This is a genomic window from Micromonospora sp. NRRL B-16802 (assembly GCF_001279555.1).
Taxonomy (GTDB): Bacteria; Actinomycetota; Actinomycetes; order Mycobacteriales; family Micromonosporaceae; genus Micromonospora; species Micromonospora profundi.
Genome location: NZ_LGEB01000086.1, coordinates 280,752 through 304,785, shown reverse-complemented (window position 1 = coordinate 304,785; position 24,034 = coordinate 280,752). Strand labels below are relative to the sequence as shown.

Below are 24,034 nucleotides of genomic sequence, written 5' to 3'. Positions count from 1 at the left end.
GGCCAGCTTTGATGGTGGTCCCTCCGGAGCCATCAGGGAGGGAGCGACGCGTCCCTCCGGTGATACATCTTTGCGGTACCTTCTCCCCTCGTGAGAGTCAGAAAGTTGACGGTCGGCCGGTTATCGGCGCTCAACGTCCGTTTCTACCGATTGGTAGGCGACAACGATGCGTGACCTGCTGCCCCCGACGGTGGCCGTGGCCGTCGCCGGCCCCGACGACTGGGCCGGGAAGCTGCTCGCCGCCGAGCAGGAATGCCTCGGCGAACGGGCGGTACAGGCCCGTCGCCGGGACTTCACCGCCGGCCGCGTCTGCGCCCGCCGGGCACTGACCGACCTCGGCCTGCCGGCGACGGCGGTACCGGCCGCCGCCGACCGCGCGCCCGTCTGGCCTGCCGGCGTCGTCGGCAGCATCACCCACACCAGCGGCTACTGCGCCGCCGCCGCAGCCCGCGCCACCGACCTCCGGTCCGTCGGTATGGACGCCGAGCGGCACCGCGAAATCAACACCGGGGTACGCCGACTCGTGCTGCTGCCCGAGGAGGAGGAGAACTGCGCCCGGCTGCCCGCCGGCACCTCCTGGCCGGTCGTCTACTTCAGCGCCAAGGAGACCGTCTACAAGGTCTGGTACCCGGTCGTCGGCAGCTGGTTGGACTTCCACGACGCCCACCTGAGCATCGACCCGGACGCCGGTACGTTCACCGCACGGATCGCACCCTCCCGGGTGGACGCCGCCGACGTCGTCGACCCGCCCGCCACGATCGCCGGGCGGTTCGTTGTCGCCGACGGCCTGGTCCGTACCGCCGCCGTCCTCCCGCTCAGCTGAGTCGCGTCGTCCACACTGGTCGGACGGAAGTGCCGGTCCGGCGCATCGACAGGACCCTCGACAGGGCACGGTAACGTCGGCGGGTTCCCGAAGCCGCAACTGACGAGGTGCCAAGGAGTACGTTGACCCACCCCCAGCCCCCCAGCGGGCCGCAGGACCCTCAACAGCCGAACCCGGAGCCGCCGCCCCAGCCGAACCCGGAGCCACCGGCCCAGCCGAACCCGGCGACACCTCCGCAGACCGCCGCCGAGCCGACCGCCCCGACGGCGCCCGAATCGCCCAGCCCGTGGTCGCCACCTCCACCGCTGGTGTTCGGCGCGCAGCAGCCTGCCGCGCCCCAGCCCTCCCACGGCGGTGAGCCGCAGCAGCCGTCCGTCAGCGAGCAGCCCCCGCCGTTCTCCAGCGCACCGCAGCCGCCGTTCGCCAGCGACCAGCAGCCACCGCCGTTCTCGAGCCCGCCGCAGCCGCCGTTCACCGGCGCACCGCAGCCGCCGTTCGCTAGCGACCAGCCGCCGTTCACCGGCGCACCGCAGCCGACCCCGCCGTACTCCTCCCCGCCGTACTCGTCCCCGCCGGGTCCGCACTGGCAGCAGCAGGCGCCGTTCGCAGCCGGTGGGTACCCGCCCGCCGGCGGCGGTGGTTATCCGCCGCCGGCCGGGCCGGGCTACCCGCCGCCGACCGGGCCGGGCTATCCGCCCGGCATGCCGCCGCCCGCGACGGGGGCGAACTCCACGAAGACCGTGCTGATCATCGTGGTCATCGCAGCCGTGCTCGCCCTGCTGTGCTGCGTGGGCGGCATCGTGACGATGGTCGTCGGTGCGAACCGCACCGCGAACGAGACGATCGAGTCCATACCCGAACTCGGGGGGCCGGCGCCCGCCCCGTCGTCCACCGGCGGCCCGTCGATGAACATGCCGGCGGGGAACTCCGCGCAGATCGACGACGACCGGGGCGTCATGAAGGTCACCGTGACCAAGTTCAGCACCGCCACCGAACCGTGCAGGACGAGCGGCCTCAAGCCCGACAAGGGTATGTACCTGATCGCCGACGTGACCGTGTCGATCGTCGAGGGCACCGGCACGATCAACCAGCTGTACTTCTGGTGGATCGCCGCCGACGGCACCAAGACCAGCGCGATCGCCGGGGTCCTGTCCGGCTGCGGTACGTCGCTGCGGGCCGGCACCAACCTGCCCGCCGGCACCACCCACACCGGCACCATCGTATTCAACGTGCCAGACACCAACGGCACCCTGGAGTACCAGCACAGGTTCAGGACCGCCGCCAGCTGGAAGCCGTGACGCTGTGACGTGGGGCCGGCCCGTCGGGGCCGGCCCCAGCTCGAACAGGTTGGCCGCCTCGTCCCGGCGGCCCGACTGCCGTACTCCCCGCGCCGACTTCGGCCCAAGCAGCCTGCCGTACTCCCCGCGCCGACTTCGGCCCGAGCAGGCAGTCGTTCCCGGTGGTCACCAAGCCCTACCAACTGGAGGGCGCGGCCGCCCGGCTCCGCCGCCGTGCCGGCACCCTTTGGCGGCCTTGTCGCGCGCTAGCTGTCGCCGCCGAAGAGGGAGAGATAGCGGCCGAGATAGAGCGACCATCCGGCGTCGCTGTCGACTCCGTCTCGAACGGACTCCCAGCCAGGGCCGTGCCGCTCAAGATGCCGGTGTTCCAGCTCGATCCGGGTCCGGCCCGGTGCCTCGACGATGAAGGCGACTTCGACCTCGCTGGCGAGGTCCGGGTCGGGTTCGGGTTGCCAGGTCGGCCCGATGTCCCAGCTGAAGACGACGCGGGTCGGCGGCTCGTACGCGAGGATGCGCGCCCACCGGCATTCACTGCCGTCGACACCCCGGTCGTAGATGTGCCCGCCGACCCTCGGCTCGAACACTGTCGCGGCGATGGGGACCGTGAGCAGGTTGTGCTCGCGGGGCTTGAAGTCGCCGAACCGCTCGACGAATACGGTGAAAGCCTGCTCGATGGGCGCATCGACGACGATTTGCCGGCGCACCACCGCCGTAGCTGCTTGCGTCATGGACGCTCCTCGGTCTCTTCGACGATGTCCTGATAGCCGTCCAGCGCCCGTCGCCAGAACGTGTCGAGCTGGTCCCGTAGTGCGGCCAGCCCATCCGGACTCAGCCGGTAGACGCGACGGGTTCCCATCGGGTGGTCGACCACCAGGCCCGCGCTCTTGAGCACCTTGAGGTGCTGCGACACGGCTGGTCGACTGATGGGCAGCTCGTCTGCCAGCTCCCCCACGGCGCAGGGTCTCTCGGCCAGGCGCTGAACGATGGCGAGCCTGCTGGGATCACCCAGCGCCTCCCAGCCTGGATGCACTCCGTAAGTCACCACGAACGTAAGCTACGACTTACCGATGCTGGCGTCAAGGCGAGAATTGAACGCCTCGACGCCCCGACAGCCTGCGGATCACCTGAAACCGGCGCGCTACTGGTGGCCGAAGAATGGCCCTGAGGGGCAATCATCAGCGGCGCTCCGCGATACGCGCGCCCAAACGAAAACAGGGCCCGAAGGCCCTGGATTCTCGCTGATCTGCGCCCGCTGATCTTGCCTGCGGGCCCCCCTGGTCGTACGTGTTGCTGGTGGAGCTGAGGGGATTTGAACCCCTGACCCCCTCGATGCGAACGAGGTGCGCTACCAGTCTGCGCCACAGCCCCCCACCGGCGAACCGGCTTCGGTCCCACCCGGCTTACACCGGGCGGGCCGGCAGCAAGGCTAACAGGTCGCCGGCCTCCACCGCGAATCCGCCCCCGCCGCCGCGCCGCCATCAAGCCGACGCCGCGCCAACGCCGCACCGAAGATCGACTCGGCTTCCTTGAAACCGGGGCATCCGGGACGCCACGACACCGCGATTTCCAGGAAACCGAGTCGATCAAGAGCAAGCGCCGCCCGACCAAGAGCCTCAGGCTCCTCGGCCCGCCTCATAGGGGCGGCCACGTAGCCCGCCGGAGCGTCGGTACGACACCGAGCCACCGTTGACGGCCGCCGGCAGGTCTCCGGGGCGGTCGAGGCCCATGGCGGCTCGGCGTACCCCTTCGCGCTGGGCCGCCAGGCGGCGTTGCGCCTCGCGGCGGGCAGCGGCACGGCGGGCCTGTTCACGGCGGACCTCGGCCTGGCGGGCGGCCAACCAGGCCGCTTCGCGGGCCCGGGCGCGGCGTCGGCGGCGACCGGCCAGGGCCTGACCGCGCAGGTGGACGACGTACATGGCAAGCAGCAGGAAGGTGACCGAGAAGCTGATCCAGAAGCCGGGGCTGACGAACAGCACGCCGATCAACTCGACGAAGTTGAGCAGCAGCAGGGCGGCGAGTACGCGGCGGCGGCGGTACACGGCGGGGGTGTGCTGTCGGCGCGGCGGCGGGCGGCGACGGGACCGCTTGGGGGCCGGCGGTACGGCGCGCAGCCGGCCGGAGCGGCGGGCTGCCGGGGGCGCGGAGACCGGCGCGGCCAACCTACCTGTAGTCGCGTCCTCACTCAGGGTGATGGTGAGGGAGCGCGGAGGGTGGACGGGTCGCCGTCCGGGCACAGTGCGGCGCCGTCGGCGGCGCTGGAGCACCCGCGCCGTCGACTGCGCCCGCTCCGCCACCAGCCGCTCGGTGGCGTCGTACCGGCGAACCAGCGCCGGGGCCAGGGCGAGCAGGCCGGCGGCGGCGAGGACGGCGAGGAGCACCGAGGTCGGCACCCTCACCCCTCCCGTCACCAATTCGGAGCAACCGCCACCCGACCGCAGGATCTTCCACCGATCGCGCCTGGGTGCGTAGATCGTCCGGGTGGGGGAACGCTTGCCACAGCTTGCAGTTACTTGAGGTTACGGCTCGCCGACCGGGATGCCACCGCGCCGCGCCGATCCCGTGCGTGGGACGGCTCACCGGGCGTTTGCGCGTACCCGATGCCAGCGGGCCAAAAGACCGCCCTCGGCGGCGATCTCCTCGCTCGTCATCGCGTATCCGATGTGGTCCCGCCAGGCGCCGTCGATGTGCATGTAGCGCACGTGGTACGCCTCCTCGCGGAAGCCGAGTTTTTCCACAACCCGCCGGGAGGGCCGGTTCTCCGGTCGGATGTTGACCTCCACCCGGTGCAGCCCGCCCGGCCCGAACGCGTGGTCCACGGCGAGCGCCAGCGCCGTCGGGATCACGCCCTGACCGGCGACCCGGGCGTCCACCCAGTAGCCGACGTATCCGGAGCAGAAGGCACGCCGGACGATGCTGCCAACGTTGATGTGCCCGACCAGTCGATCCCGGTCGCCCTCACGCAGACAGACCGCGAACGGCATGCCTTCGCCCTCCCGGGCGGACCGGCGCTGGTCGCGGTGCACCCAGCGGAACGCGGCAGGCGAGTTCAGCTCGTCCCAACTTCCGGGCAGCGACGACTCCCAGGGCGCCAGCCAGGCCCGGTTGGCCCGGCGTACCTCAGACCAGGCCGCCGCGTCGGAGCGCCGGTAGGGACGCAGCAGCACCGGGCCGTCGGCCAGCACCGCCGGCCAGCCGGGTGCCCGCACGGGTCCGAAGAGACTCACACGCACAGTCTCCCGCGCGGGACCCTGTCGCGCGCAAGTAGACCCGCGATGAACCGCTGACCGCCCATCGTGGGAGCGGACCGCGAGCGGGCAGATAGGGCAACCGTCACCGACGGCGGTCGAGCAGCAGTACGTCCACGGTGGAGCCGGCGGCGGCGGTGGTGACCCGCTCCCCGAGCACCAGCAGCCCGTTCGCCTCGGCCAGTCCGGACAGGGTGAACGGCCCGCCGCTGAGCGGCTGCACCGTGTACCCGCCGCCACGCCGCTCGGCGACGTGCGCGGGCCGGAACTCCCGCAGCCCGCCCGGGGACGACACGGTCTCCAACAGGTGCGCGCGGACGCTGGGACGGAACACCGGCTCGGCGCCGGCAAGCAGTTGGATGGCGGGACGCGCCAGCACCTCGAAGCCGATCAGCGCGGCACCGGGATCGCCGGGCAGGCAGACCACCGGCACCTCCTCGGCGCCGACAGTGCCGAAGCCGAGCGCGGTGCCCGGGTAGAGCGCCACATCGGTGAAGGTGACCGGGCCGGCCCGGCCGCCCTCGCGGCGGGACAGGATCCGGCGCACCATGTCGCCGGGGCCGGTGCCGGTACCGCCCGTCGTGATGATCAGGTCGGCGCGCAGGGTCTGGTCCTCCAGAAGCCCGCGCAGCCCTTCCGGGTCGTCGTCGCAGATACCCACCCGGTACGCCAGCGCGCCCACCTCGGCCGCGGCTGCGGTCAAGGCGTGCGAGTTGGCGTCCACCACCTGCCCAGGCTGGCTGCCCCGGCCGACGTCGACAAGTTCGTCGCCGGTGGCCACGATGACGACCCGTGGGCTGGGCCGGACCACCACGTGCCCGATGCCAGTGGCGGCGAAGACGGCGACCAGCGCCGGGGAGACGTATGTGCCGGCACGGGCGAGCAGGGTGCCGACGGCCAACTCCTCACCGGCGCGGCGCACCCCGTACCCCCGCTTGGGGGCGCGGAAGATCTCCACGGCGGCCATGCCCTGGTCGGTCCATTCGACAGGGACCACGACGTCGGCGGCGACCGGCAGCGGCGCCCCGGCGGCCACCGAGAAGCACGAGCCCGGGGTGAGCCGCACCGGTCGCCAACTCGCCGCGCCCAGGTCGCCCACCACGTTGAGCCGGATGGTCCGCCCACCGGGCGTACCCGATGGGGCCGGGACGTAGCTCGGGCCCCGGCCCCCTCCGGAGATGTCCTCCCAGCGTGCCGCGTACCCGTCCACGGCCGCCTGATCGAAGGCCGGGAAGGCGTGCGGCGCGACGACGTCCTCGGCGAGGACGTTGCCGTGCGCCTGGGTGAGGTCGAGGTCGAGTGGCGGCAGCGCTCGTAACCTGCGCAGCACGCTGCCCAGGTAGTCGGCGAGCGGCGTCAACTCGTTCGCGGCCGCCTCGGCGTCGGCCGTAGCTGTCATGTACCAGATCCGCCTGCCGCGTCGGCCTTCACGAACTCGGCCAGCCAGGAACGGAACTCGGTGCCGAGGTCCTCGCGCTCGGCGGCGATCTGCACGACCGTCTGGAGGTAGCCGAGCGGCATGCCGGTGTCGTAGCGGGTGCCCCGGTAGACGATCGCGTGCACCGGCGTGCCCTCGGTACGCAGCAACTCCATGGCGTCGGTCAGCTGGATCTCGCCGCCGCTGCCCGGCTTGGTCCGCCGGATCGCGTCGAAGATCTTCCCCGGCAGGACGTACCGGCCGAGCACGGCGAGGTTGCTCGGGGCGTCCTCCGGCTGCGGCTTCTCCACCATGCCCGTCACCTTGACGACCTCGCCGATGTCGGTGAGCTCCGACTCGGCGGGCTCGACGGAGGCGATGCCGTACCGCTTGGTGTCGGCCGGGTCGACCTCGAAGAAGGCGAGCACCACGCCGCCGGTGCGGGCCTGCAACTCCAACATGGCCGGCAGCAGCGGCTCGGACGGCTTGACGAACTCGTCGCCGAGCAACACAGCGAACGGCTGGTCGCCGACGTGCGACTCGGCATACCCGACGGCGTGACCGAGCCCGAGCTGCTCCGGCTGCCGGACGGTGTAGATCTCGGCCAGCTCACTGGGCCGGCGTACGGCGGCCAACCGCTCGGCGTCGCCCTTCTCCTCAAGCCTGGCCTCCAGGTCGGGGCGACGGTCGAAGTGGTCCACCATCGACGTCTTACCCCGTCCGGTGATCAGCAACACGTCGCCGATGCCGGCCTGGGTCGCCTCCTCGACGATGTACTGCAACACCGGCCGGTCCACCACCGGTAGCAGTTCCTTGGGCACCGCCTTGGTGGCCGGCAGGAAGCGGGTGGCCAGTCCGGCGGCCGGGATGACGGCCTTGACCGCCAGGGGACGGCCGGTTGCGGCGACCGTCGATGAGGGGTTCGCTGAGTGCTCCGACATGCCGCGAGACTATCGGCCACGGCTCTGCCGCGGCGGGTGTGGCCCAGAAGACGCGCCGCCGCCCGGCCCCGGCCGCCCGGCGTCCGGGCCGGCCCGCGAGCCGTCCCCGGTGGTGGCGGCCGCGTCGTCGGTCGGCTCCGGCCGGGCGTGCGCCGGCCCCGGCGGGTCCGATTCGGGTACGCCCGCAGCCGACTCCGACCGGGCGGGCCCGCCCGGCTCCCGTTGGGCGTGCACGGGCCGGCCGGCGCGCGGCAGCCCGTCGGGTGGGCTGACGGCACCCGAGGGCACCGGGATCTCGCACATCGGCACGTCGGGGCGGATCTCGGCGACCCGATAGGTGTCCCGACCGGCCGCCTTGGCCGCGTAGAGGGCGTCGTCGGCGGCTTCCAGCACCTCCCGGCCGGTGGTGCCGTGGTGCGGGTAGACGGCGATGCCCACCGACACGGTCACCACGATCGGCCCGGCGTACGCCTCGACGACCACCGGCGTCTCCCGTACCGCCGCGCCCAGCCGTTCCGCGACGATCGCCGCGCCCCGGGCGTCGGTCTCCGGCAGGAGCAGCACGAACTCCTCGCCGCCCTGGCGAAAGGCGAGGTCCACCTCGCGGATCTCGCCGCGCATCCGCTGGGCGAACTCGGCGAGCACCGTGTCCCCGGCCGCGTGCCCGTACGTGTCGTTGACGTCCTTGAAGCGATCCAGGTCGAGGGCGAGCACGCTGAGCATCCGGCCGAACCGGCTGGCCCTCTCCACCTCCCGCCGGATCGACTCGCTCAGGTAGCGGTAGTTCCACAGCCCCGTGAGCGGGTCGGTGAGGGAGAGCCGCTGCGCCTCCTCGTGCACCCGGACGTTGTCCACCGCCACTGCCGCGTGCCCGGCGAAGGTCCGCAGGGTGACGAGGTCGTCGTCGTCGAACTCGTCGGCGCCCAGCCGGTCGTAGAGGGCCAGCACTCCCAGCGCCGCCGCCGGCGCGCCGGCCTCGTCGGCCTCCGCCGTTCCACCCGAACCGGCAGTGGTCCCGCCGCCCACGGCGGTCCCGCTGCCGCCGAGGGTCGCTGTGCCGCCACCGGGGATGACTGTGCCGCCGCCCACGGCGGTCGTGCCGCCGGGGGTTGCTGGTCCGCCGCCGGGGGTGGCGAACGGCACCGCGACGTACGTGCGGCAGCGTGGCTCCCCCGTCGGGATCTCCGTCGCCTCCACGCGTCCCCGCTGCGGCACACCGGTTGCGGCCACCGCGCCCACCACGCCGACGCCCACCGGCACCCGCAGCGGCTCCGGGCCGTCCTGGTCCCCCGCCGGCCAGCGCCCGTCCAGCCCTTCGCTGCACTGCGCGACGAGCACCCCGCCGGACTCCACAAGCAGCACCGCGCCGGCCCGCGCACCGGTGGCCGCGATGGCGCTGTGCAGGATCACCCGCAGGATGCGTTGCAGGTCATGGGTGCTGGCCAGGGTGTCGCCGAGCACCGCCAGGTGCCCGCGTAACTGGTCGCGGCTGCTGGTGAGCGCCGCGACGTACGACCCGGTCTCCCGGGTCATCCGGTTGAACGCGACGGCCAGGCGGCCCAGTTCGTCCCGGCTGCGCACCGGCACCCGGGCGGTCAGGTCTCCGTGCGCCACCCGGTCCACGGCACCGGCCAGCTCCACAAGCGGTCGGGTGGTCACCCGGGCGAGTCGCCAGGCGGCCAGCACGGCGAGCAGCCCGGCCAGCACGACCGCGCCGGCAAGCGTGGCGGGCAGACCGGGTGGCCGCTCGCTGGGCACCGAGAGCACCAACGGCAGCGGCTGCCCGCTGGACGGCCCGATCCGCCGCACGTACCGACCGTCGGTGGTCTCCGTGACCCGTTCGCCGTGGGTGGCGTTGGCGGCGGCAAGCACCGCGTCGCGTACCTCGCGGGACTCGGTGGTGTGGGTGAACCTGGCGGCACTCGCACCCCCGTCGAGCAGCGTGACGGCCACCCCGGTGACCGCCGCGAGCCGGGCCACGAAGGCGGGGTCGACCAGCTGCGCGGCGGCCACCGTACCCACAAGGGCCCCGGCCCGGTCGTGCAGGTCGACCCGGGCGGCCAGCGCGCGGACCGGGCCGGGCGACGCGGCGGCCGGGCCGGAGCAGTCCCGCCACGGCATCGGCGGCGCGCCTGGTGAGGCGTAGGTGACCTGACCGGTCACGTCGGTGATCAGGACGGCGGCGGCCAGTCCTCGGCCGACGAGCTGGCCGGCGGCGACGGCGGGTTCGCCGGTGAGGGCGACCGCGTCGGCCGTGGCACGTAGCTGCTGGCAGAGGGCGTCGACCGAGGTACGCACCGTGGATGCGGCGACCGCGAGGCGCTCAATTGATCGACTGTGGTCGACGGTCGCGACGGTGGAGGCGACGAAGAAGGCCCCGAGCAGGACCGGTCCGAGCACCACAACGAGGAAGGCTCCCGTCAGCCGTCCGCGTAGCGTCACTCGGTCCCCCCGGAAGTTCCGCCTCCGTTGCTTGCGATGCTGACACAGAGCGACCGTGGTAGTGGTGTTGCGTCAGGAGTGTTGCGTGCCGGAATTTTCGGATGAAGCGGAAGCGGCCCGAGAGGCCAAGCGGAAGACCCGCGTCGACCTGCTCGCCCGCCGCCGGACCCTGCCCGGTCCGACGCGGGCCGCCGCAGCCGGGCGCGTCCAGGCTGAACTGGTCACACTGGTACGCCGGCTGCGCCCCCACCGGATGACGGCGTACGTGCCGGTCGGCTCCGAGCCGGGCGGCGCCGACCTGCCGGAGGTGCTGCGGGCGGCGCTGCCCGCCGACGCAGAGTTGCTGCTGCCGGTGCTCCGCGACGACCTGGATCTGGACTGGGCGGCGTACACCGGGCCCGACGCTCTGGTGGCGGCCGGCCGGGGCATCCGCGAGCCGGTCGGGCCACGGCTCGGGGTGGACGCGGTGGCCCGCGCGGAGCTGGTGGTCGTACCGGCGCTCGCCGTCGACCTGCGCGGCCGGCGGCTGGGCCGGGGCGGCGGCTCGTACGACAGGGCGCTGGCACGGGTGCCGACCACCGCGCTGACCGTTGTGCCACTGCACGACGGAGAGCTGGTCGAGACGATTCCCGCCGAGGCGCACGACCTTCCGGTCCGAGCGGTCGTCACCCCGGCCGACGGGGTGCGTACGCTTGATGACGGCCCGGGTAGAGCGCATGGTGTCGCGCCCCACACGTCCGCTGGACGAACCCGGGGCGAATGACGCACCATTGGCACTCGAATACGTCGAGTGCCAACTGGCCCGAGCCCGATACCGGAGGAGAACGTGCCTACGTACCAGTACGCCTGCACCGCGTGCGGTCACCAACTCGAGGCGGTGCAGTCCTTCTCCGACGAGCCGCTGACCGAGTGCCCGACGTGCCAGGGGCGGCTGCGCAAGGTCTTCAACTCCGTCGGCATCGTCTTCAAGGGCTCGGGCTTCTACCGCACCGACTCCCGCGCGGCCGGCTCCGAAGGTGCGACCGCCGGCACGGCGAGCAAGACCGAGTCGTCCTCGTCGACCTCGGGTGGGGATTCCGGCTCGTCGAGCTCGTCCTCGGGCGCGTCGTCGTCCGGGTCCTCGTCTGGCGGGTCCTCGTCCGGATCGTCTTCGTCTGGCGGGTCTTCGTCCGGATCGTCTTCCTCGTCCGGGTCGTCTTCGTCCGGCGGGTCGAGTGGCGGGAAGGCCCCGGCGGGCAGCTCCGCCTCCTGACCCACGCGAGTCACGCGAACCTCTTGAGGCGCGAACCTCTTGAGGCGCGCGAACCTCTTCAGGCGCACCAGCCTCTTGATCGACTCGGGTTCCTGGAAAGCGGCCTTTCCGAGCCGCTCGGATACCCCGATTTCCAGGAACCCGAGTGGATCAGCGCCGGCGGAGCTTCTCGCGCCATAGCAGGTCTGGCCGTTGGATGGGCGTTGTCCACAGGCCGGCGGGTTATCCACAGGCACCCGCGCAGGGGCGGATCTGGCGGCCACGACCGGCCTAACCTGCCGTCCACGGGTGCCACCGCGGCGCCCGGGACGGGAGGCGCCAGATGGCGACAGGCGATCCGGGTTCGGCGCGGGCACTGCGCCCGCTGCGTCGGCTGGCCCTACCCGGCGGGCGTACCCTGCTCCGGGCCGCGCTCGTCGCCGCGCTGCTGGGCTTGGCCGCCGCCGTCCTGCACACCCCGCCCACCTGCCCGCCAACCGATGCCGCCGACCGGTCCCCAGGGCGCTCCGGCGGGGCCAACGCGGGACCACTCTCGTCGAACGGGCCGGCCGGCACGGGCCACGGCCGGGCCGGTACGGGTGACGACCAGCCCGGCACCGACCAGAACGGGAACGGTCAGACCGGCACTGGGCAGCCCGGAACAGAACAGAACGGCACGGATCAGAACGGCACCGGGCAAACCGGCTCCGGGCAGGGGCGGAGCGGCACTGCCGAGGGCGGCACGCACCCGTCCTCGGGTCCCCTACCGCTGCCCAGCGGCGCGGTAGGGGTACCGATCCGGCTGGCCGAGCCGGCAGCCCTGGCAGTGGTCCGGCCCGGTGCCCGGGTCGACCTGCTGGCCGCGCCGCCCGGCGGGGCTGGTGCCGCCGAGGCGACAGTGCTGGCACCGGGTGCCCTGGTCCTGGACGTACTGGGTGCCGGTGCGACCGACGGCTCCGCTGCGCTGTATTTGGCACTTCGCCCCGACCAGGCACAACGCGCTGTCGGGTTGCCCGAGGGCAGCCGCTTCGCGATCGTCGTACGCGGCTGACCGCACAGCTCGAACGAGGCCCGAGGTAGACGGACGCCGAACCGGGTGCTGACCACAAGCCGGCGGCAGCGGCTGGCGGAAAGGCGGGAGTCAGTCCCAGTGCGGGGGGCGCTGCGCGAGAAGCCAGTCGTCGTTGCCGCTGGCCCGCTCGCCCCAGCCCTGATCGGTGTCGTCCGAGGTCTGCTCGGGCAGCACCACGAAGTCGTCGCTCAGGTCGACAGTGCGGTCGTCGTCGCCGCGCGTGCCCTGCGTACCGGGGTCGGTGCTCACGAGCGGCAAGACTAGCGCAGCCGGCGGGCAGCGAACCGTACGCCGACATCCGCGCTGACCAGGAAGCAACGGACCAATGGGCGCGGAGGCACGAGGCCCGGTCAGCGGAGGCACTCCAACGGGCAACCGGACCAAGCGGGCCACACCGGCCAGAAGTGACCGGACCGACCGCCACGTTGGTAGCGTCGGACGGCGTGACGACCCCCAGCGGTGGCAGCACTCCGGACGACTACTGGCGTCGACCCGAAACCGGTGACGGCGAACAGACGGGCCGACCACCCGCCGCGCCCGCCAGTGCCTCCCCGAGCGCCTACCCGGGGCCACCGCCGAGCGTGCCGCCTCCGGCTGGCTGGCGCCCTCCCGTTCACCTTCAGCCGGCACCGCCCCGACGGCTGCCTCAGCAGGACATGGCCGACCTGGACGCCGCCGAGCAGCGCTCGCAGCGGGTCACCTACGGCTTCGGCGCGGCGGCCGGCGTGGTGCTTGTGGTACTCGTCTGCCTGCTCTGCTCGCGGGTCATCTTCTGATCCCCTGGCCGCGCCGCCACCGCGCCCGAGGAGGCAGCCCGGCACCACGGCCCAGCCAAAGAGCAGGGCCGATCAGAGGGTCGTGCCCCAGACCGCCTCGGCGCCCGAGTGGCCGGTCAGGTAGACGTACACCAGGGCGCCGATGGACAACGCGACCACCGCCACCGCGAGCACCGGCGTCACCAGGTTCGGCAGCTGCGGCACCCGGGGATGCCCGCTGGTCACCACGAGCAGCAGGATGGCCACGATCCCGAGCGGCAGAACGATGCGGAACAGGATGTCGCCGTACCGGGAGTGCTCGAAGATCTGGTTGAGAATCTGGCCCTGGTAACCGCGGGCCACCAGCGCATCGGTGAACGCCTCGCCGGACTTGACGGCCACGAAGGCGGTCACCGGCGCGGTCACGGCGAGGATGCCCAGCGCCCAGTCCAACCGGTGCCGCCAACGCGGCAGTCCCACGTACCCGATGGCCAGCACCGCGAGCAGCGGTACGAAGACGACCACCGCGTGTACGACGAGGACGTGAGCCGGTAGACCCAGGATCTCCTCGAACATCGACTCCTCCTGGTGAATCACGGTCACGGGACCGCAAACGGACCGCGGGTTGTTCCCGGGCTCTCTTCTGAAGGACACGTGCGGTGCGGCCATCGGGTTCAGCGCGACATGGTCCTGCGCCGGGAATCCCAGGTTGTGTCGGTGACCACGGCGACGGGCGGACGGTTGTCGATGCCGACCGCGCGTGCTGTCATTGGGCTCATGTCCGGTGCCGAGGAGCAACTGCGATCGAAGGGTCTGCGGGTCACCCGACCGCGCCTCGCGGTGCTCGACGTGCTCGCCGGTGGTGGTCACCTGGACGTCGACGAGATCACGCGGCGGGTCCGCGAACGCCTCGACTCCGTCTCCACCCAGGCGGTGTACGACGTGCTGGGGGCGCTGTCGAGGGCGGGCCTGTCCCGCCGGATCGAGCCGGCTGGCAGTCCGGCCCGGTACGAGGCACGTGCCGGCGACAACCACCACCACGTGGTCTGCCGGGGCTGTGGCGAGATCGCCGACGTCGATTGCGCGGTGGGCAGCGCGCCGTGCCTGGAGCCGGGCGTCGCACACGCCTTCGAGGTGGACGAGGCGGAGGTGACCTTCTGGGGTCTCTGCCCGGCCTGCCAGTCCCGCCGCTCCGCCGACAGCTGACAGGCGACCACCCGCCTCCACCTCCGCGCGAGGGGCACCGTCGGGCGGGCCGTGGCACTCTTGGTCGGTGGACTCCGATGACCTCGGCCTCTTCGGTCCGGGTTCGGTCACGTGGAAGGTGCACGAGGAGCCGATCCTGATCGTCGCCGGCCTGCGCTCGCTCTACCTCCAGGCGTTGCACCCCCGAGCCATGGCCGGGGTCGCGCAGAACAGCAACTACCGCACCGACGCCTGGGGACGTCTGGTCCGCACTGCCACCTACGTGGCGACCACCGTCTACGGGACGACTGCCGAGGCGGAGGCCGCCGGGGCGCGGCTGCGCCGGCTGCACGCCCGGATGCGGGCCACCGACCAGCTCACCGGCGAGGAGTTCCGGGTCGACGAACCTGACCTGCTGCGCTGGGTGCACGTCACCGAGGTCGAGTCGTTCCTCAGCACCGCCCGGCGGGCGGGCCTGCCGCTCACCGACGACGAGGTGGACGGCTACTACACCGAGCAGCGCCGCTCGGCCGCTCTCGTCGGCCTGGACCCGGCCACTGTGCCGGGAACGGCCGCCGAGGTGGAGGCGTACTACCAAGAGGTACGGCCGGAGCTGCGGATGACCCGGGAGGCCGCCGAGACGGCGCTGTTCCTCACCGCACCGCCGCTGCCGTGGAAGCTCAGCCTGCCGGCCCGGCTGGGGCTGACACTGGGTCCACCGCGCTGGGCGTACCTGGGGATCGCCGGCACCGCGCTGGCCCTGCTGCCGGCGTGGGCCCGCCGGTTGTACGGCGGCTTGGGGCTGCCGACCACCGCGCTGTCGGCGGATCTGACCGTGCGCGCCCTGAGGCTGGGGCTCGGCGCGGTGCCCCGCCGCTATCTGGAGGGGCCGCTGTTGCAGGCCGCCAAGGAGCGGGCGGCACGGCTCCCAGTGACGTCGCAGGCCGGCTGACCACGACGGCCGCCGGGTCAGCCTTCGGCCGGCCGGTCCACGGCCGCCCACGGCTCCTTGCCCGGCGTTTGCGCCCCTGTCGGGCAGTGCCGCCGGAAGTCGCACCAGCCGCAGCGCGGGCCGGGCGCCACCGGAAACGCCTCGTCGGCGTCGCCGCCGTCGGCGACCACCCGCTCGGCGGCCATGATGTCGCGTGCTGTCTCTTCCGCACGGGTCAGCTGCCGGGCCAGCGACTCGACTGTGTGGTCGTGGCCGGCGACCGTGCCGGTCGGCAGGTGGTGCAGCTCCACCCGTCGGCACGGCCTGCGGAAAACCCGCTCGGCCGCGTACGCGTAGAGCGCCAGCGCCTGCGAGCCTCGGGCGTCGTCGGTGTCGAGCCCGGTGCGGCCGGTCTTGTAGTCGACGATGACCAGCTCCGGACCGTCCGGACCGGGGCGGGAGTCGATGCGGTCGGCCCGGCCGTTGAAGGCGAGAACGGCGGTCTTGACCGCCACCACCCGCTCCACACCGAGCGGGTCGGCGTCCGGCTCCAGCGTCTCGACGTACGACTCCAGCCAGCCCAACGCCCGCCGGTAGGCGGCCCGCTCCTGCTCGTCGTCGCGGTAGCCCTCGCGGACCCAGGTGCCCTTGAGCAGGACGGCCAGCGCCTCGGGGCGGCGGCGGTCGGCGGGCAGCGCGTACCAGTTCTTCAGGGCGGTGTGCACGCTGGCGCCGAGCGAGTTGTGCGCCCACGGCGGGCCCTTCGGCGGGGCGGGCCGGTCGACGTAGGAGTAGCGATAGCGGCGGGGGCAGTCGGCGTACGCGCCGAGTTTGCTCGGCGTGCAGACGAACAGCCGCTCCGGCATGCCCTCGAAGCCGAGCTGCTCGGCGCCACCCGGGCGTTGTCGGGGGGCCCTGCCGCCTGCGGCGGGTCGTCCGGCTGAAGAGGCTCGTCGCACGCCTGCGATCCTGCCATCCACCTCCGACATCCGGAGGTACCGGTCAGGCCATGTTCACGTACTGCCTGACGAAGGCGGCCACCGCGTCGGCGATGAGCTGCACGGCGATCGCGGCGAGCAGCAGGCCGGCGATCCGGGTCAGCACCTCGATGCCGCCGGGGCGCAGGACCTTCACGATGCCGCCGGAGAAACGCAGCACGATCCAGACAGTGACCATCACGGCGAGGATCGCGGCGGCGATGGCGCTGAAGTCGCCAATCCCGTCGGCCTGCTGGACGAAGAGCATTGTGGCCACGATGGCGCCCGGGCCGGCCAGCAGTGGGGTACCCAGCGGCACCAGCGCGATGTTCGAGGTGACCTGTTTGCTGGGGTCGTCGGCCTTGCCGGTGAGCAGTTCCAGGGCAACCAGCACGAGCAGCAGGCCACCCGCGGCCTGGAGGGCTGGCAGGTCGACGTGCAGGTAGTCGAGCAGGGTCTGCCCGGCCACCGCGAAGATCACGATGACGCCGAGCGCCAGCGCGACGGCTTGCCAGGCCGCCCGGTGGCGGTCGCGGGCGGGCAGGGGGCCGGTCAGCGCCAGGAAGATCGGCATCATGCCCGGCGGGTCGGTGATCACCAGCAGGGTCACGAAAACCTCGCCGAACAGCTTCAGATCCACGTGATCAACCTAGCCCTGCCGATGCGGGCCGAACCTCGGATCAGATCGAAGCGACATCCGTCACCCCCTCGGCCACGATCCGCTCGTACGCCTCGACGCTTGTGGTGAACGCGCCGAGCCCGACGGTCTTGTGGGTGCCGTGGAAGTCCGAGGAACCGGTTACCAGCAGCCCCAGTTCGCCGGCGAGCGCCCGGACGTGCGAGCGCTCGGCGGGGCTGTGGTCCTCGTGGTCGGCCTCCAGCCCGGCCAGCCCGGCTGTGGCCAGCTCGGCGATCAGCTCGTCGGAAACGATCGGCCCGCGCCGGCTGGCGCGGGGATGGGCGAAGACCGGTACGCCGCCGGCCGCCCGGACCAGCCGGATCGCCCGGAAGATGTCGATGTCCTCCTTCGGCAGCCGGTAGCGCTCGCCCAGCCAGTCCGGGCCGAACGCCTCCCGGGTGCTGCCGACCAGACCGGCCCGGATCAACGCCTGCGCGATGTGCGGACGCCCCACCGTGCCGCCGCCCGCGCCGGAGAGGATCTCGGTCCAGCTCACGTCGACGCCGTCGGCGCGCAGCAACGTCACGATCCGCTCGCCGCGCTCCTCCCGGGCAGCGCGCAGCCGGGTCAGCTCGGCGACCAGCTCCGGGTGGTCCGGGTCGAACAGGTAGGCCAGCAGGTGCAGGGACACCTCCCGATGCGCGCCGGTCCAACGGCAGGAGAGTTCCGCGCCCCGGACCAGGCACAGCCTCGGGGGCAGCGCCCGCAGGGCCGACGCCCAGCCGGCGGTGGTGTCGTGGTCGGTGATGGCCACCACGTCCAGCCTCGCGTCGGCGGCGGCGCGGACCAGCTCCGCCGGGCTCATCGTGCCGTCGCTGGCAGTGGAGTGGGTGTGCAGGTCGATTCGTGGCGCGGGGCCGGTACGCGAGGTCACCACCCCGACGCTACCGAGGACCGCCGGCCGCGGTCGCCAGGCCCGCCGATCGGCCGGCCCCGCGCGACTCCCGGCAGGCGACCGCCCTCCCGGTCACCGCAAAGGGTCAGCAGCACCGGTACGTCGCGAACAGGCAAGGTAGCGCGACCGAGACGTACGGTCAGGAGCCGGTGACCAGGACCGGCCGGTCGCCGGGTTGCAGGCCGGGCACGGGACTCGTCTCGGCCGACTTTCCGGCCAACGCCCGTTTCACGTCGACCCGGACGAGGTTTCCGGAGCTGTCGACGTAGGAAGCTTCCGATTCGGTGCGCCAGGCGACAGCACCGGTTGCCGGCGGGCCGGCTGGCACGACGGTCAGTGGCGTCTCGAGCCGGTGCAGGTCGACAAGGAGCGCCTTGTCGGTCTTGCCGAGCGACCCGTTCACCAGCAGCCATCGCGCATCGGCGGAGATTTCGCCGACGCCGTCCCGGCTCAACTGCGGGCCACAGGCGGTTCGTACCGGCTTCAGGCCCCGGTCCGGGTCGAGCACGGCCAGGCAGGCGCCGCGCGGGTCACTCGTGGTGACCTGACCGACCAGCCGTCCGTCCGGCAGCGCGCCGTAGACGTTCAGGGTGCTCCGCTCGGAGCCCACAACCAGGTCGCCGGTGCCGGGGCGCCACAGGACGTGGCCGGGACTGCTCGGGTCGAGCCGGACCAGGACGTGGTCGCCGACGAACCGGACGGGCTCCGCGCCGTCCGGTGCGGGAGTGCGCACCGTCCCGATGAGCTGGGTGCCGACCACGCCCGCCACCAGCAGGTCTGCGCCGTCGCGCCAGGCGACCTGGGTGCCGTCGGGTGCCAGGACGATCTGGCTCGCGCCGGCCAGCAGCACCTGCACCAGCCCGTCGTTCTGGGTGACCCACAGGGAACGGCCCGCTGTGGTTTCCGCGCCGACCACAAGCAGACCCCCGCCGTTCGGCAGCGGGTGGGCCCGTTCCGCCGGGCCGACGGTGTGCTGGGCCAGCCGCTTCCCGTCCGCGGTGATCAGGACCCCGGCGAGGAGCCGACCAGCGGACGGTGCGGTGGTGGGGGCAACGGGGGTGGCCGAGGGGATCGACCGGTCCGACGGGTCGGGGTCGCCGATAACGACGATGGGTGGACCCTGCCGGCTGGTGTCCTCGGCGAGCTGCGCCATGCCGCTGCTGATCAGCACTGTGGTGGCGACCCCGAGGGCGAGACCGACACCTGCACGCCGCCGCCGGATCCGGTTCGCCCGGCGGATGGCCTGCCCGGCGGGGTCGGCGCTGAGTGGGTGGGCGACAGCGACCTGGTGCGAGAGGGTCTCCCGCACCGCACCTTCCAGCTCGTCACGTCGCACCTGGTTAGGACGCTCCGGCCCGCCGTTCAGGTTGTCCGACGAGCGGGGGAATGCGCTCACTGCCGGTCCCCGGGGCCGGTGCCGACGGGCACGGCTGCCGGGGCGGTGGGCAGGTCGGCGGCCAGGGCGGCCGGACGGGGTACGGCCGGGCGGGGCGCAGCCCGGTCGATCGCGTCGGGCCGAGGTCGGGCTGCCGCGTCGGCTCTGGACCGGGCTGCCGCGTCAACTCTTGGCGTCGCTGCGGGAATCCGCCTGCCCGGGGCATCCCCGCCACCCGTACGGCCGGTGCCGGTGCGGGCCGTACGGCCGGTGCCGGCAGCCTCGCCCCGAGCCGGCCTGGCAGCGTCGCCCTGAGCCTGCCTGGCAGCGTCGTCGACCAGATCGGGTGTGGCGGAACCGATCCGCCGGCGCAGCGTGGCAAGCGCCCGGGATGCCTGGCTCTTCACGGTGCCGGGCGAGATGTCCAGCATCGCGGCGGTCTGAGCCTCCGACATGTCCTCGTAGTAGCGCAGCACGAGCACCGCCCGCTGCCGGTTGGGCAGCTCCTTGAGGTGTCGCCAGAGCAGATCGCGGTCGAGTTGCTGCTCGATCTCGTCGACGCCGGCCCGCTCCGGCAGCACCTCGGTGGGGCGTTCACCGTGCCAGCGACGCCGCCACCAGCTCGTGGACGTGTTGACCATCACACGCCTGGCGTACGGCTCGACGGCCTCGATTCCGCCGAGCCGCTTCCACGCGAGGTAGGTCTTTGTCAGTGCGGTCTGGAGCAGATCCTCGGCCGTGGCCCAGTCGCCGGTGAGCAGATAGGCGGTGCGGAGCAGGGCGGCGGAGCGAGCCGCGACGAACTCGCGAAACTCCTCCTCCAACGGGTCCCTGCTCGCCACCACGCACCTCCGCGCCCAAAGCTGTCCTGGCAGAGTGCCACGTCAGAGGCGTTCCGGTCCATGACGAAAGGTGCGCACTTCCTCCGATGTTCGGACGAAAACTTTCACGCCCCGTCGTCGGCCTTGGCCTCGTCGGCCTCCTTGCCGAGCCGCGCCTCGACTGCCTGCGGCTCGTACATCTCTTCGACGACGCGCAGGTAGAGCTCGTTCGGGTTGGGCAGATTCTTGATCTCGCGCAGCGCCTGCTCCTGGCCCGCGGACTCCAGCACGAAGGTGCCGTAGTTGAGCGCGCGACCGGTCGGACTCTGCTCGTACTTCATGTCGGTGACCCGGACCAGCGGCATCATGGCGACCCGCCGGGTGATGATGCCGTTGACCACCATGACCCGCTTGTTGGTCAGGATGAAACGGTCATACCACCAGTCGGCGACCTTCCAGGCCACCCATCCCATCACCGCGAACCAGAGCAGCACGGCGATGGTGGTCAATGCGCCCACATTTTGCCCGGCGAGGAAACCGGACAGGTAGCCGAGCACGAAGGTCGCCCCGATGCCGATCAACAGCGGGGTGGTGAGGTGGATCCAGTGCCGCTTCCACTCACCCCGGTAACGCTCGGTGGGGAAGAGGTAACGGGCGACAAGTGAGCTGGGCTCGTCCTCCAGCGGAAGGACCCGACGGGGGGTCGAGCCGGTCGCGTCGGCACGCAGCCCCGCTAGCTCGTCCTCGGAGATCTGGGGTGGCTGATAGGCAGCCTCCGGATCACGGATCCAGGCCCGACCGGACCGACCTTCGCCGGCATAGCCGGGCCCAGCGCCGTAGCCGACGTCGTCCGAAAGGGACGGACCGTCCGACAGGCCAGGGCCAGCTCCGTAGCCCGGGCCGTCATCGGGGTCGATCCGCGGGATCGGCTCGGTGTCGCGCTCGCGGCGTTCCCGGTCAGGGTCGTCCGGGTCGAAGGGTGGTCCGGAGGGGCTTCCCATCGACGGCTAGGCGACGAGGCTGGTGAAGAAGTCGCCGAACCCCTGGGCGATGTCCATGATCCCGCCGCCCAGCGACTTGAACACGTCAGCCGCAGAGTTTGGCCTATAGGCGACGAAGAAGATCAAGAATGCGATTCCGGCCCAGGTGAGGACCTTCTTGACCATGGCGGGCCATCCTCTCGCGCGGCGCCGGGTCCCATTACCGCAGCGGCACCCAGAGTATCAGTGTGGTGTCGTACAGTGAATATCTGCGTCCGTTCTCCGTCAATCCGTAGGGGTTGTCAAGCCCTGCCGGGTAGGTACGGGGACGGTGCGCCGTACACGAGCTCGGGGGGAGTCCACTCGGTCAGGTCGTGTAGCACGACTTCTTCCGCGAGCAGGTGACCCGCACTCGCCGGCCAGGCTATCGCATGCAGCCACATTCCCCGAGCTTCGCCGGCGTACGCACTTCGATCCGTCGGCGAATTGACCAACCACAGTGGAGTCGGATGACCGCCCACACGGATCCTGGCCTGCCCAACATGCTCCGGATGCCCCGGCCCGGGGTCGCTCAACGCGTCGGCCAACTCCGGCCCCGGGTCCGGCCCGGACAGACCGGCAAGTCTGGTGCCCAGGCCGACGCCGGGCTCCTCGGCCACGAAGACAAGGTCCGCCGGCCCACCACCGAGCGGCGCGGGGCCGGCGCAGGCCACCGCCGTCGCCCGCACTCCGGTGCGGTCGTCCCCGGCGTACGCCACTCCGGTGAGAGTCCAGCCTGGCGGCAGCGGCCACGGGCACCACAGCGGCGTCCCGGGTGGACCGGCTGTCGCGGTGATCCGCTCCACCACGCTCGCGACGATCTCCGCTCCGATGTGCTCGGGTACGTGCAGTGGCGGCACCGGGCCACAGCGCAGGCACCTCGACTCGGTGTGCATCAGATCCGGCGCCCGTACCGGGCCTCCGCATCTCGGACAACTCACCGCGACACTCACATCCCCACCGTCACCCCGGACCGTCGGCACGTCAAGTCGGATCGTCCGATTGCGTCGGCGTGGCGCGGTTTCAGTCCGGCGGCGGCCCAGCGTGGGTACGGATCCACGCGTGCATGGCGATGCCGCTCGCCACCCCCGCGTTGATCGACCTTGTCGAGCCGTACTGGGCGATGGAGTAGAGCTGGTCGCACGCGTGGCGCGCGGGTTCGGAGAGGCCGGGTCCCTCCTGACCGAACAGCAGTACGCACTCCCGCGGCAGGGTGCCCGTCTCCAGCGGCCGGGAGCCGGGCAGGTTGTCGATGCCGACCACGGGCAGCCGCCGTCCGGCGGCCCAGTCGACGAACTCCTCGATCGTCTCGTGGTGCCGCACGTGCTGGTAGCGGTCGGTCACCATCGCGCCGCGCCGGTTCCACCGTCGCCGTCCGACGATGTGCACCTCGGCGGCGTTGAAGGCGTTGGCGTTGCGCACCACGGTGCCGATGTTGAAGTCGTGCTGCCAGTTCTCGATGGCGACGTGGAAGCCGTGCCGGTGCTGGTCCAGGTCGGCGACGATCGCCTCGTGCCGCCAGTAGCGGTAGCGGTCGACCACGTTGCGCCGGTCCCCCTCGGCCAGCAACTGCGGGTCGTAGAGCGGGTCCTGCGGCGGGTCCCCCGGCCAGGGACCCACACCCACCTCAAGCTGGTCGTCGGTCACGGTCATCAGAGGGTACGGCCCCGCGCGGCGACCACCGCGACGGCCTGCCCGGCCCGGGGCGAGGGTCCGGCGGGAGAGCCGGCCGGTCAGCCCAGTCCGAGCGCGCCACCGAGCCGGTCCAGGAAGCGCCGGTCCGCCGGGCTGGCCGCAACGCCGTCGGGCGCGGGCGCGGCCCGGCAGACGCGGCCCGCGACGGACTGCACCCACTGGCGGTACGCGGCCGAGTCGGCCGGGTCGGCGCGCCGCTGGAGGACCCGCACCGCAGCCCGGCAAGCGGCCAGCAGATCCACCATGTCGGTGAGGCGTTCGGTGGGCGCAGGTGCGCCGTCGTGGCGGGCGTAGATGGCGGCGACGACCGCCCGGACCAGATCGCTGTCGAACCCACGGCCGGCGGCCACGGCGTCGAGGCCGGCCAGGCCCGCCTGCACCCCGCGTTCGGGACGGCCGGGACCGGGTGCCGTGGCGGCCACGAGGACGCGACCGGGCAGGCCGGTGAGCAGGTCCCATTCGGCGGCGGAGTAGACAGCGGTGGTCAACGGCGCGGCGCGGCGCCCGGTTGCTGGCGGCTCTCCGGCGACGGAGTGGCTCATCGGCACCTCCGGCGTCAGCATAAGCCGCGAAACGGGAGCAGGGCCCCTTTCCCCAACAGATACTGCTGCCGGAAAGAGGCCCTGCTCGGCGGAGTGGCTCCGCTTCGATGCTCAGCGCGGGTCGGGGAAGCTGGGCCGCTCCGGGTCCACTCCCTCGGCGACGGCGCTCGCCGCGTACTCCCGCTTGGGGACCATGACCTTGCGGCGGAAGACGCAGACCATGGTGCCGTCCTGGTTGTAGCCGCGGGTCTCCACCGACACCACGCCCCGGTCGGGCTTGGAGCCGGACTCCCGCTTGTCCAGGACTGTGGTCTCGCCGTAGATGGTGTCGCCGTGGAAGGTGGGCGCCACGTGCCGCAGCGACTCGACCTCCAGGTTGGCGATGGCCTTGCCGCTGACGTCCGGCACCGACATGCCGAGCAGGAGCGAGTAGATGTAGTTGCCGACCACGACGTTGCGCTTGAACTGGCTGGCCGTCTCGGCGTAGTGCGCGTCCATGTGCAGCGGGTGGTGGTTCATGGTGAGCAGGCAGAAGAGGTGGTCGTCGTACTCGGTGACGGTCTTGCCCGGCCAGTGCCGGTAGACCGCGCCGACCTCGAACTCCTCGTAGTAGCGGCCGAACTGCATGCTGGTCCCCTCCGACGGGCGGCGATGGAGTTCGGGACAGCATGCCTTACCGGTGGTTAAGGCG

General features: G+C 72.3%; 28 protein-coding genes, 1 tRNA gene and 1 pseudogene. 8 read left to right on the top strand and 22 right to left on the bottom strand.

From position 1 onward, the window contains the following. Positions 1–166 precede the first annotated feature (166 nt). Both ADK66_RS24605 and ADK66_RS32635 read left to right on the top strand, forming a co-directional pair. Positions 167–823: a 4'-phosphopantetheinyl transferase gene (locus tag ADK66_RS24605; protein ID WP_053659227.1), complete on the top strand. Its 657-nt coding sequence runs from the start codon at positions 167–169 to the stop codon at positions 821–823. A gap of 122 nt (positions 824–945) precedes the next feature. Further along, entirely contained in the window at positions 946–2,121 is a 1,176-nt protein-coding gene (locus ADK66_RS32635) for a DUF4352 domain-containing protein (RefSeq protein WP_082377640.1), read from the top strand. A 245-nt stretch (positions 2,122–2,366) separates the two neighbouring features. On the opposite strand, the gene ADK66_RS24595 is transcribed toward ADK66_RS32635, so the two are convergent. The 8 genes from ADK66_RS24595 to ADK66_RS24560 form a co-directional block, all read right to left on the bottom strand. Continuing rightward, positions 2,367–2,849 carry an SRPBCC family protein gene (locus ADK66_RS24595; RefSeq protein WP_053659223.1) on the bottom strand — a complete coding sequence of 161 codons (483 nt, stop codon included), beginning with the start codon at positions 2,847–2,849 and terminating at the stop codon, positions 2,367–2,369. Then, positions 2,846–3,166: a helix-turn-helix transcriptional regulator gene (locus ADK66_RS24590; RefSeq protein ID WP_197281627.1), complete on the bottom strand. Its 321-nt coding sequence runs from the start codon at positions 3,164–3,166 to the stop codon at positions 2,846–2,848. The genes ADK66_RS24595 and ADK66_RS24590 overlap by 4 nt, the downstream gene beginning before the upstream one ends. Before the next feature lie 246 nt (positions 3,167–3,412). Continuing rightward, positions 3,413–3,489: transfer RNA gene (locus ADK66_RS24585), tRNA-Ala, on the bottom strand. A gap of 245 nt (positions 3,490–3,734) precedes the next feature. Continuing rightward, positions 3,735–4,517 (bottom strand): hypothetical protein, encoded by a 783-nt coding sequence (locus ADK66_RS24580; RefSeq protein WP_197281626.1) that lies wholly within the window; start codon positions 4,515–4,517, stop codon positions 3,735–3,737. Positions 4,518–4,694: 177 nt separating this feature from the next. Further along, positions 4,695–5,345 (bottom strand): GNAT family N-acetyltransferase, encoded by a 651-nt coding sequence (locus ADK66_RS24575; RefSeq protein ID WP_053659219.1) that lies wholly within the window; start codon positions 5,343–5,345, stop codon positions 4,695–4,697. 106 nt (positions 5,346–5,451) lie between these two features. Continuing rightward, the gene (glp, locus tag ADK66_RS24570; protein ID WP_053659217.1) at positions 5,452–6,765 is read right to left on the bottom strand and encodes a gephyrin-like molybdotransferase Glp; all 1,314 of its coding nucleotides are present in this window, start codon (positions 6,763–6,765) and stop codon (positions 5,452–5,454) included. Further along, complete coding sequence (locus ADK66_RS24565) at positions 6,762–7,724, bottom strand: UTP--glucose-1-phosphate uridylyltransferase (protein ID WP_053659215.1); 963 nt, start codon at positions 7,722–7,724, stop codon at positions 6,762–6,764. The genes glp and ADK66_RS24565 overlap by 4 nt, the downstream gene beginning before the upstream one ends. A 9-nt stretch (positions 7,725–7,733) precedes the next feature. Further along, positions 7,734–10,166, bottom strand: coding sequence for a diguanylate cyclase (locus ADK66_RS24560; RefSeq protein WP_053659213.1), 2,433 nt, complete (start codon positions 10,164–10,166; stop codon positions 7,734–7,736). Between the two features lie 85 nt (positions 10,167–10,251). On the opposite strand from ADK66_RS24560, the gene ADK66_RS24555 reads away from it, so the two are divergent. After that, positions 10,252–10,929, top strand: a complete 678-nt coding sequence (locus ADK66_RS24555; protein ID WP_053659211.1) for a 5-formyltetrahydrofolate cyclo-ligase — start codon at positions 10,252–10,254, stop codon at positions 10,927–10,929. A 27-nt stretch (positions 10,930–10,956) separates the two neighbouring features. After that, positions 10,957–11,085 (top strand): annotated as a pseudogene (locus ADK66_RS32590) (FmdB family zinc ribbon protein); the annotation flags it as partial. Between the two features lie 62 nt (positions 11,086–11,147). Here ADK66_RS32590 and ADK66_RS32420 read toward each other — a convergent pair. Beyond that, on the bottom strand, positions 11,148–11,681 hold the full coding sequence (locus ADK66_RS32420) for a hypothetical protein (protein WP_231640189.1): 534 nt from the start codon (positions 11,679–11,681) through the stop codon (positions 11,148–11,150). 59 nt (positions 11,682–11,740) lie between these two features. Here ADK66_RS32420 and ADK66_RS32415 point away from each other — a divergent pair, with 59 nt between their 5' ends. After that, positions 11,741–12,448, top strand: a complete 708-nt coding sequence (locus tag ADK66_RS32415) for a hypothetical protein (protein ID WP_231640174.1) — start codon at positions 11,741–11,743, stop codon at positions 12,446–12,448. A 90-nt stretch (positions 12,449–12,538) separates the two neighbouring features. Here the strand turns inward: ADK66_RS32415 and ADK66_RS24540 are convergent, their stop codons facing one another. Next, positions 12,539–12,727, bottom strand: coding sequence for a hypothetical protein (locus ADK66_RS24540; RefSeq protein ID WP_053659207.1), 189 nt, complete (start codon positions 12,725–12,727; stop codon positions 12,539–12,541). A gap of 185 nt (positions 12,728–12,912) precedes the next feature. On the opposite strand from ADK66_RS24540, the gene ADK66_RS24535 reads away from it, so the two are divergent. Continuing rightward, on the top strand, positions 12,913–13,245 hold the full coding sequence (locus tag ADK66_RS24535; protein WP_053659470.1) for a hypothetical protein: 333 nt from the start codon (positions 12,913–12,915) through the stop codon (positions 13,243–13,245). A gap of 72 nt (positions 13,246–13,317) precedes the next feature. Here ADK66_RS24535 and ADK66_RS24530 read toward each other — a convergent pair whose 3' ends face one another. Continuing rightward, on the bottom strand, positions 13,318–13,800 hold the full coding sequence (locus ADK66_RS24530; protein WP_053659468.1) for a DUF2231 domain-containing protein: 483 nt from the start codon (positions 13,798–13,800) through the stop codon (positions 13,318–13,320). Positions 13,801–14,001: 201 nt separating this feature from the next. Between ADK66_RS24530 and ADK66_RS24525 the strand changes: the two genes are divergently transcribed. Both ADK66_RS24525 and ADK66_RS24520 read left to right on the top strand, forming a co-directional pair. Continuing rightward, on the top strand, positions 14,002–14,430 hold the full coding sequence (locus tag ADK66_RS24525) for a Fur family transcriptional regulator (protein ID WP_053659205.1): 429 nt from the start codon (positions 14,002–14,004) through the stop codon (positions 14,428–14,430). A gap of 67 nt (positions 14,431–14,497) precedes the next feature. Next, the gene (locus ADK66_RS24520; protein WP_053659203.1) at positions 14,498–15,361 is read left to right on the top strand and encodes an oxygenase MpaB family protein; all 864 of its coding nucleotides are present in this window, start codon (positions 14,498–14,500) and stop codon (positions 15,359–15,361) included. A gap of 17 nt (positions 15,362–15,378) precedes the next feature. On the opposite strand, the gene ADK66_RS24515 is transcribed toward ADK66_RS24520, so the two are convergent. The 11 genes from ADK66_RS24515 to ADK66_RS24470 all read right to left on the bottom strand — a co-directional run bounded on the left by ADK66_RS24515 (position 15,379) and on the right by ADK66_RS24470 (position 23,970). Then, entirely contained in the window at positions 15,379–16,329 is a 951-nt protein-coding gene (locus ADK66_RS24515; protein ID WP_369814823.1) for a RecB family exonuclease, read from the bottom strand. A 13-nt stretch (positions 16,330–16,342) separates the two neighbouring features. Then, entirely contained in the window at positions 16,343–16,957 is a 615-nt protein-coding gene (locus tag ADK66_RS24510) for a MarC family protein (protein WP_053659201.1), read from the bottom strand. Between the two features lie 40 nt (positions 16,958–16,997). Continuing rightward, the gene (locus ADK66_RS24505) at positions 16,998–17,870 is read right to left on the bottom strand and encodes a PHP domain-containing protein (RefSeq protein WP_157552889.1); all 873 of its coding nucleotides are present in this window, start codon (positions 17,868–17,870) and stop codon (positions 16,998–17,000) included. Positions 17,871–18,030: 160 nt separating this feature from the next. Then, complete coding sequence (locus ADK66_RS24500) at positions 18,031–19,287, bottom strand: hypothetical protein (RefSeq protein WP_157552886.1); 1,257 nt, start codon at positions 19,285–19,287, stop codon at positions 18,031–18,033. Next, entirely contained in the window at positions 19,284–20,108 is an 825-nt protein-coding gene (locus ADK66_RS24495) for a SigE family RNA polymerase sigma factor (protein ID WP_053659462.1), read from the bottom strand. Before ADK66_RS24495 ends, ADK66_RS24500 begins: the two co-directional genes overlap by 4 nt. A 104-nt stretch (positions 20,109–20,212) precedes the next feature. Next, positions 20,213–21,088 (bottom strand): PH domain-containing protein, encoded by an 876-nt coding sequence (locus ADK66_RS24490; protein ID WP_053659197.1) that lies wholly within the window; start codon positions 21,086–21,088, stop codon positions 20,213–20,215. A 6-nt stretch (positions 21,089–21,094) separates the two neighbouring features. Next, positions 21,095–21,253: a hypothetical protein gene (locus ADK66_RS31990; RefSeq protein ID WP_007455302.1), complete on the bottom strand. Its 159-nt coding sequence runs from the start codon at positions 21,251–21,253 to the stop codon at positions 21,095–21,097. 116 nt (positions 21,254–21,369) lie between these two features. Beyond that, positions 21,370–22,047 carry a DUF6758 family protein gene (locus ADK66_RS24485; RefSeq protein ID WP_334548377.1) on the bottom strand — a complete coding sequence of 226 codons (678 nt, stop codon included), beginning with the start codon at positions 22,045–22,047 and terminating at the stop codon, positions 21,370–21,372. A gap of 82 nt (positions 22,048–22,129) precedes the next feature. Continuing rightward, complete coding sequence (locus ADK66_RS24480; RefSeq protein ID WP_053659460.1) at positions 22,130–22,753, bottom strand: RNA methyltransferase; 624 nt, start codon at positions 22,751–22,753, stop codon at positions 22,130–22,132. Positions 22,754–22,839: 86 nt separating this feature from the next. Further along, entirely contained in the window at positions 22,840–23,343 is a 504-nt protein-coding gene (locus ADK66_RS24475) for a hypothetical protein (protein WP_053659458.1), read from the bottom strand. Between the two features lie 111 nt (positions 23,344–23,454). Next, positions 23,455–23,970: a MaoC family dehydratase gene (locus tag ADK66_RS24470; protein WP_053659194.1), complete on the bottom strand. Its 516-nt coding sequence runs from the start codon at positions 23,968–23,970 to the stop codon at positions 23,455–23,457. Positions 23,971–24,034 lie beyond the last annotated feature (64 nt).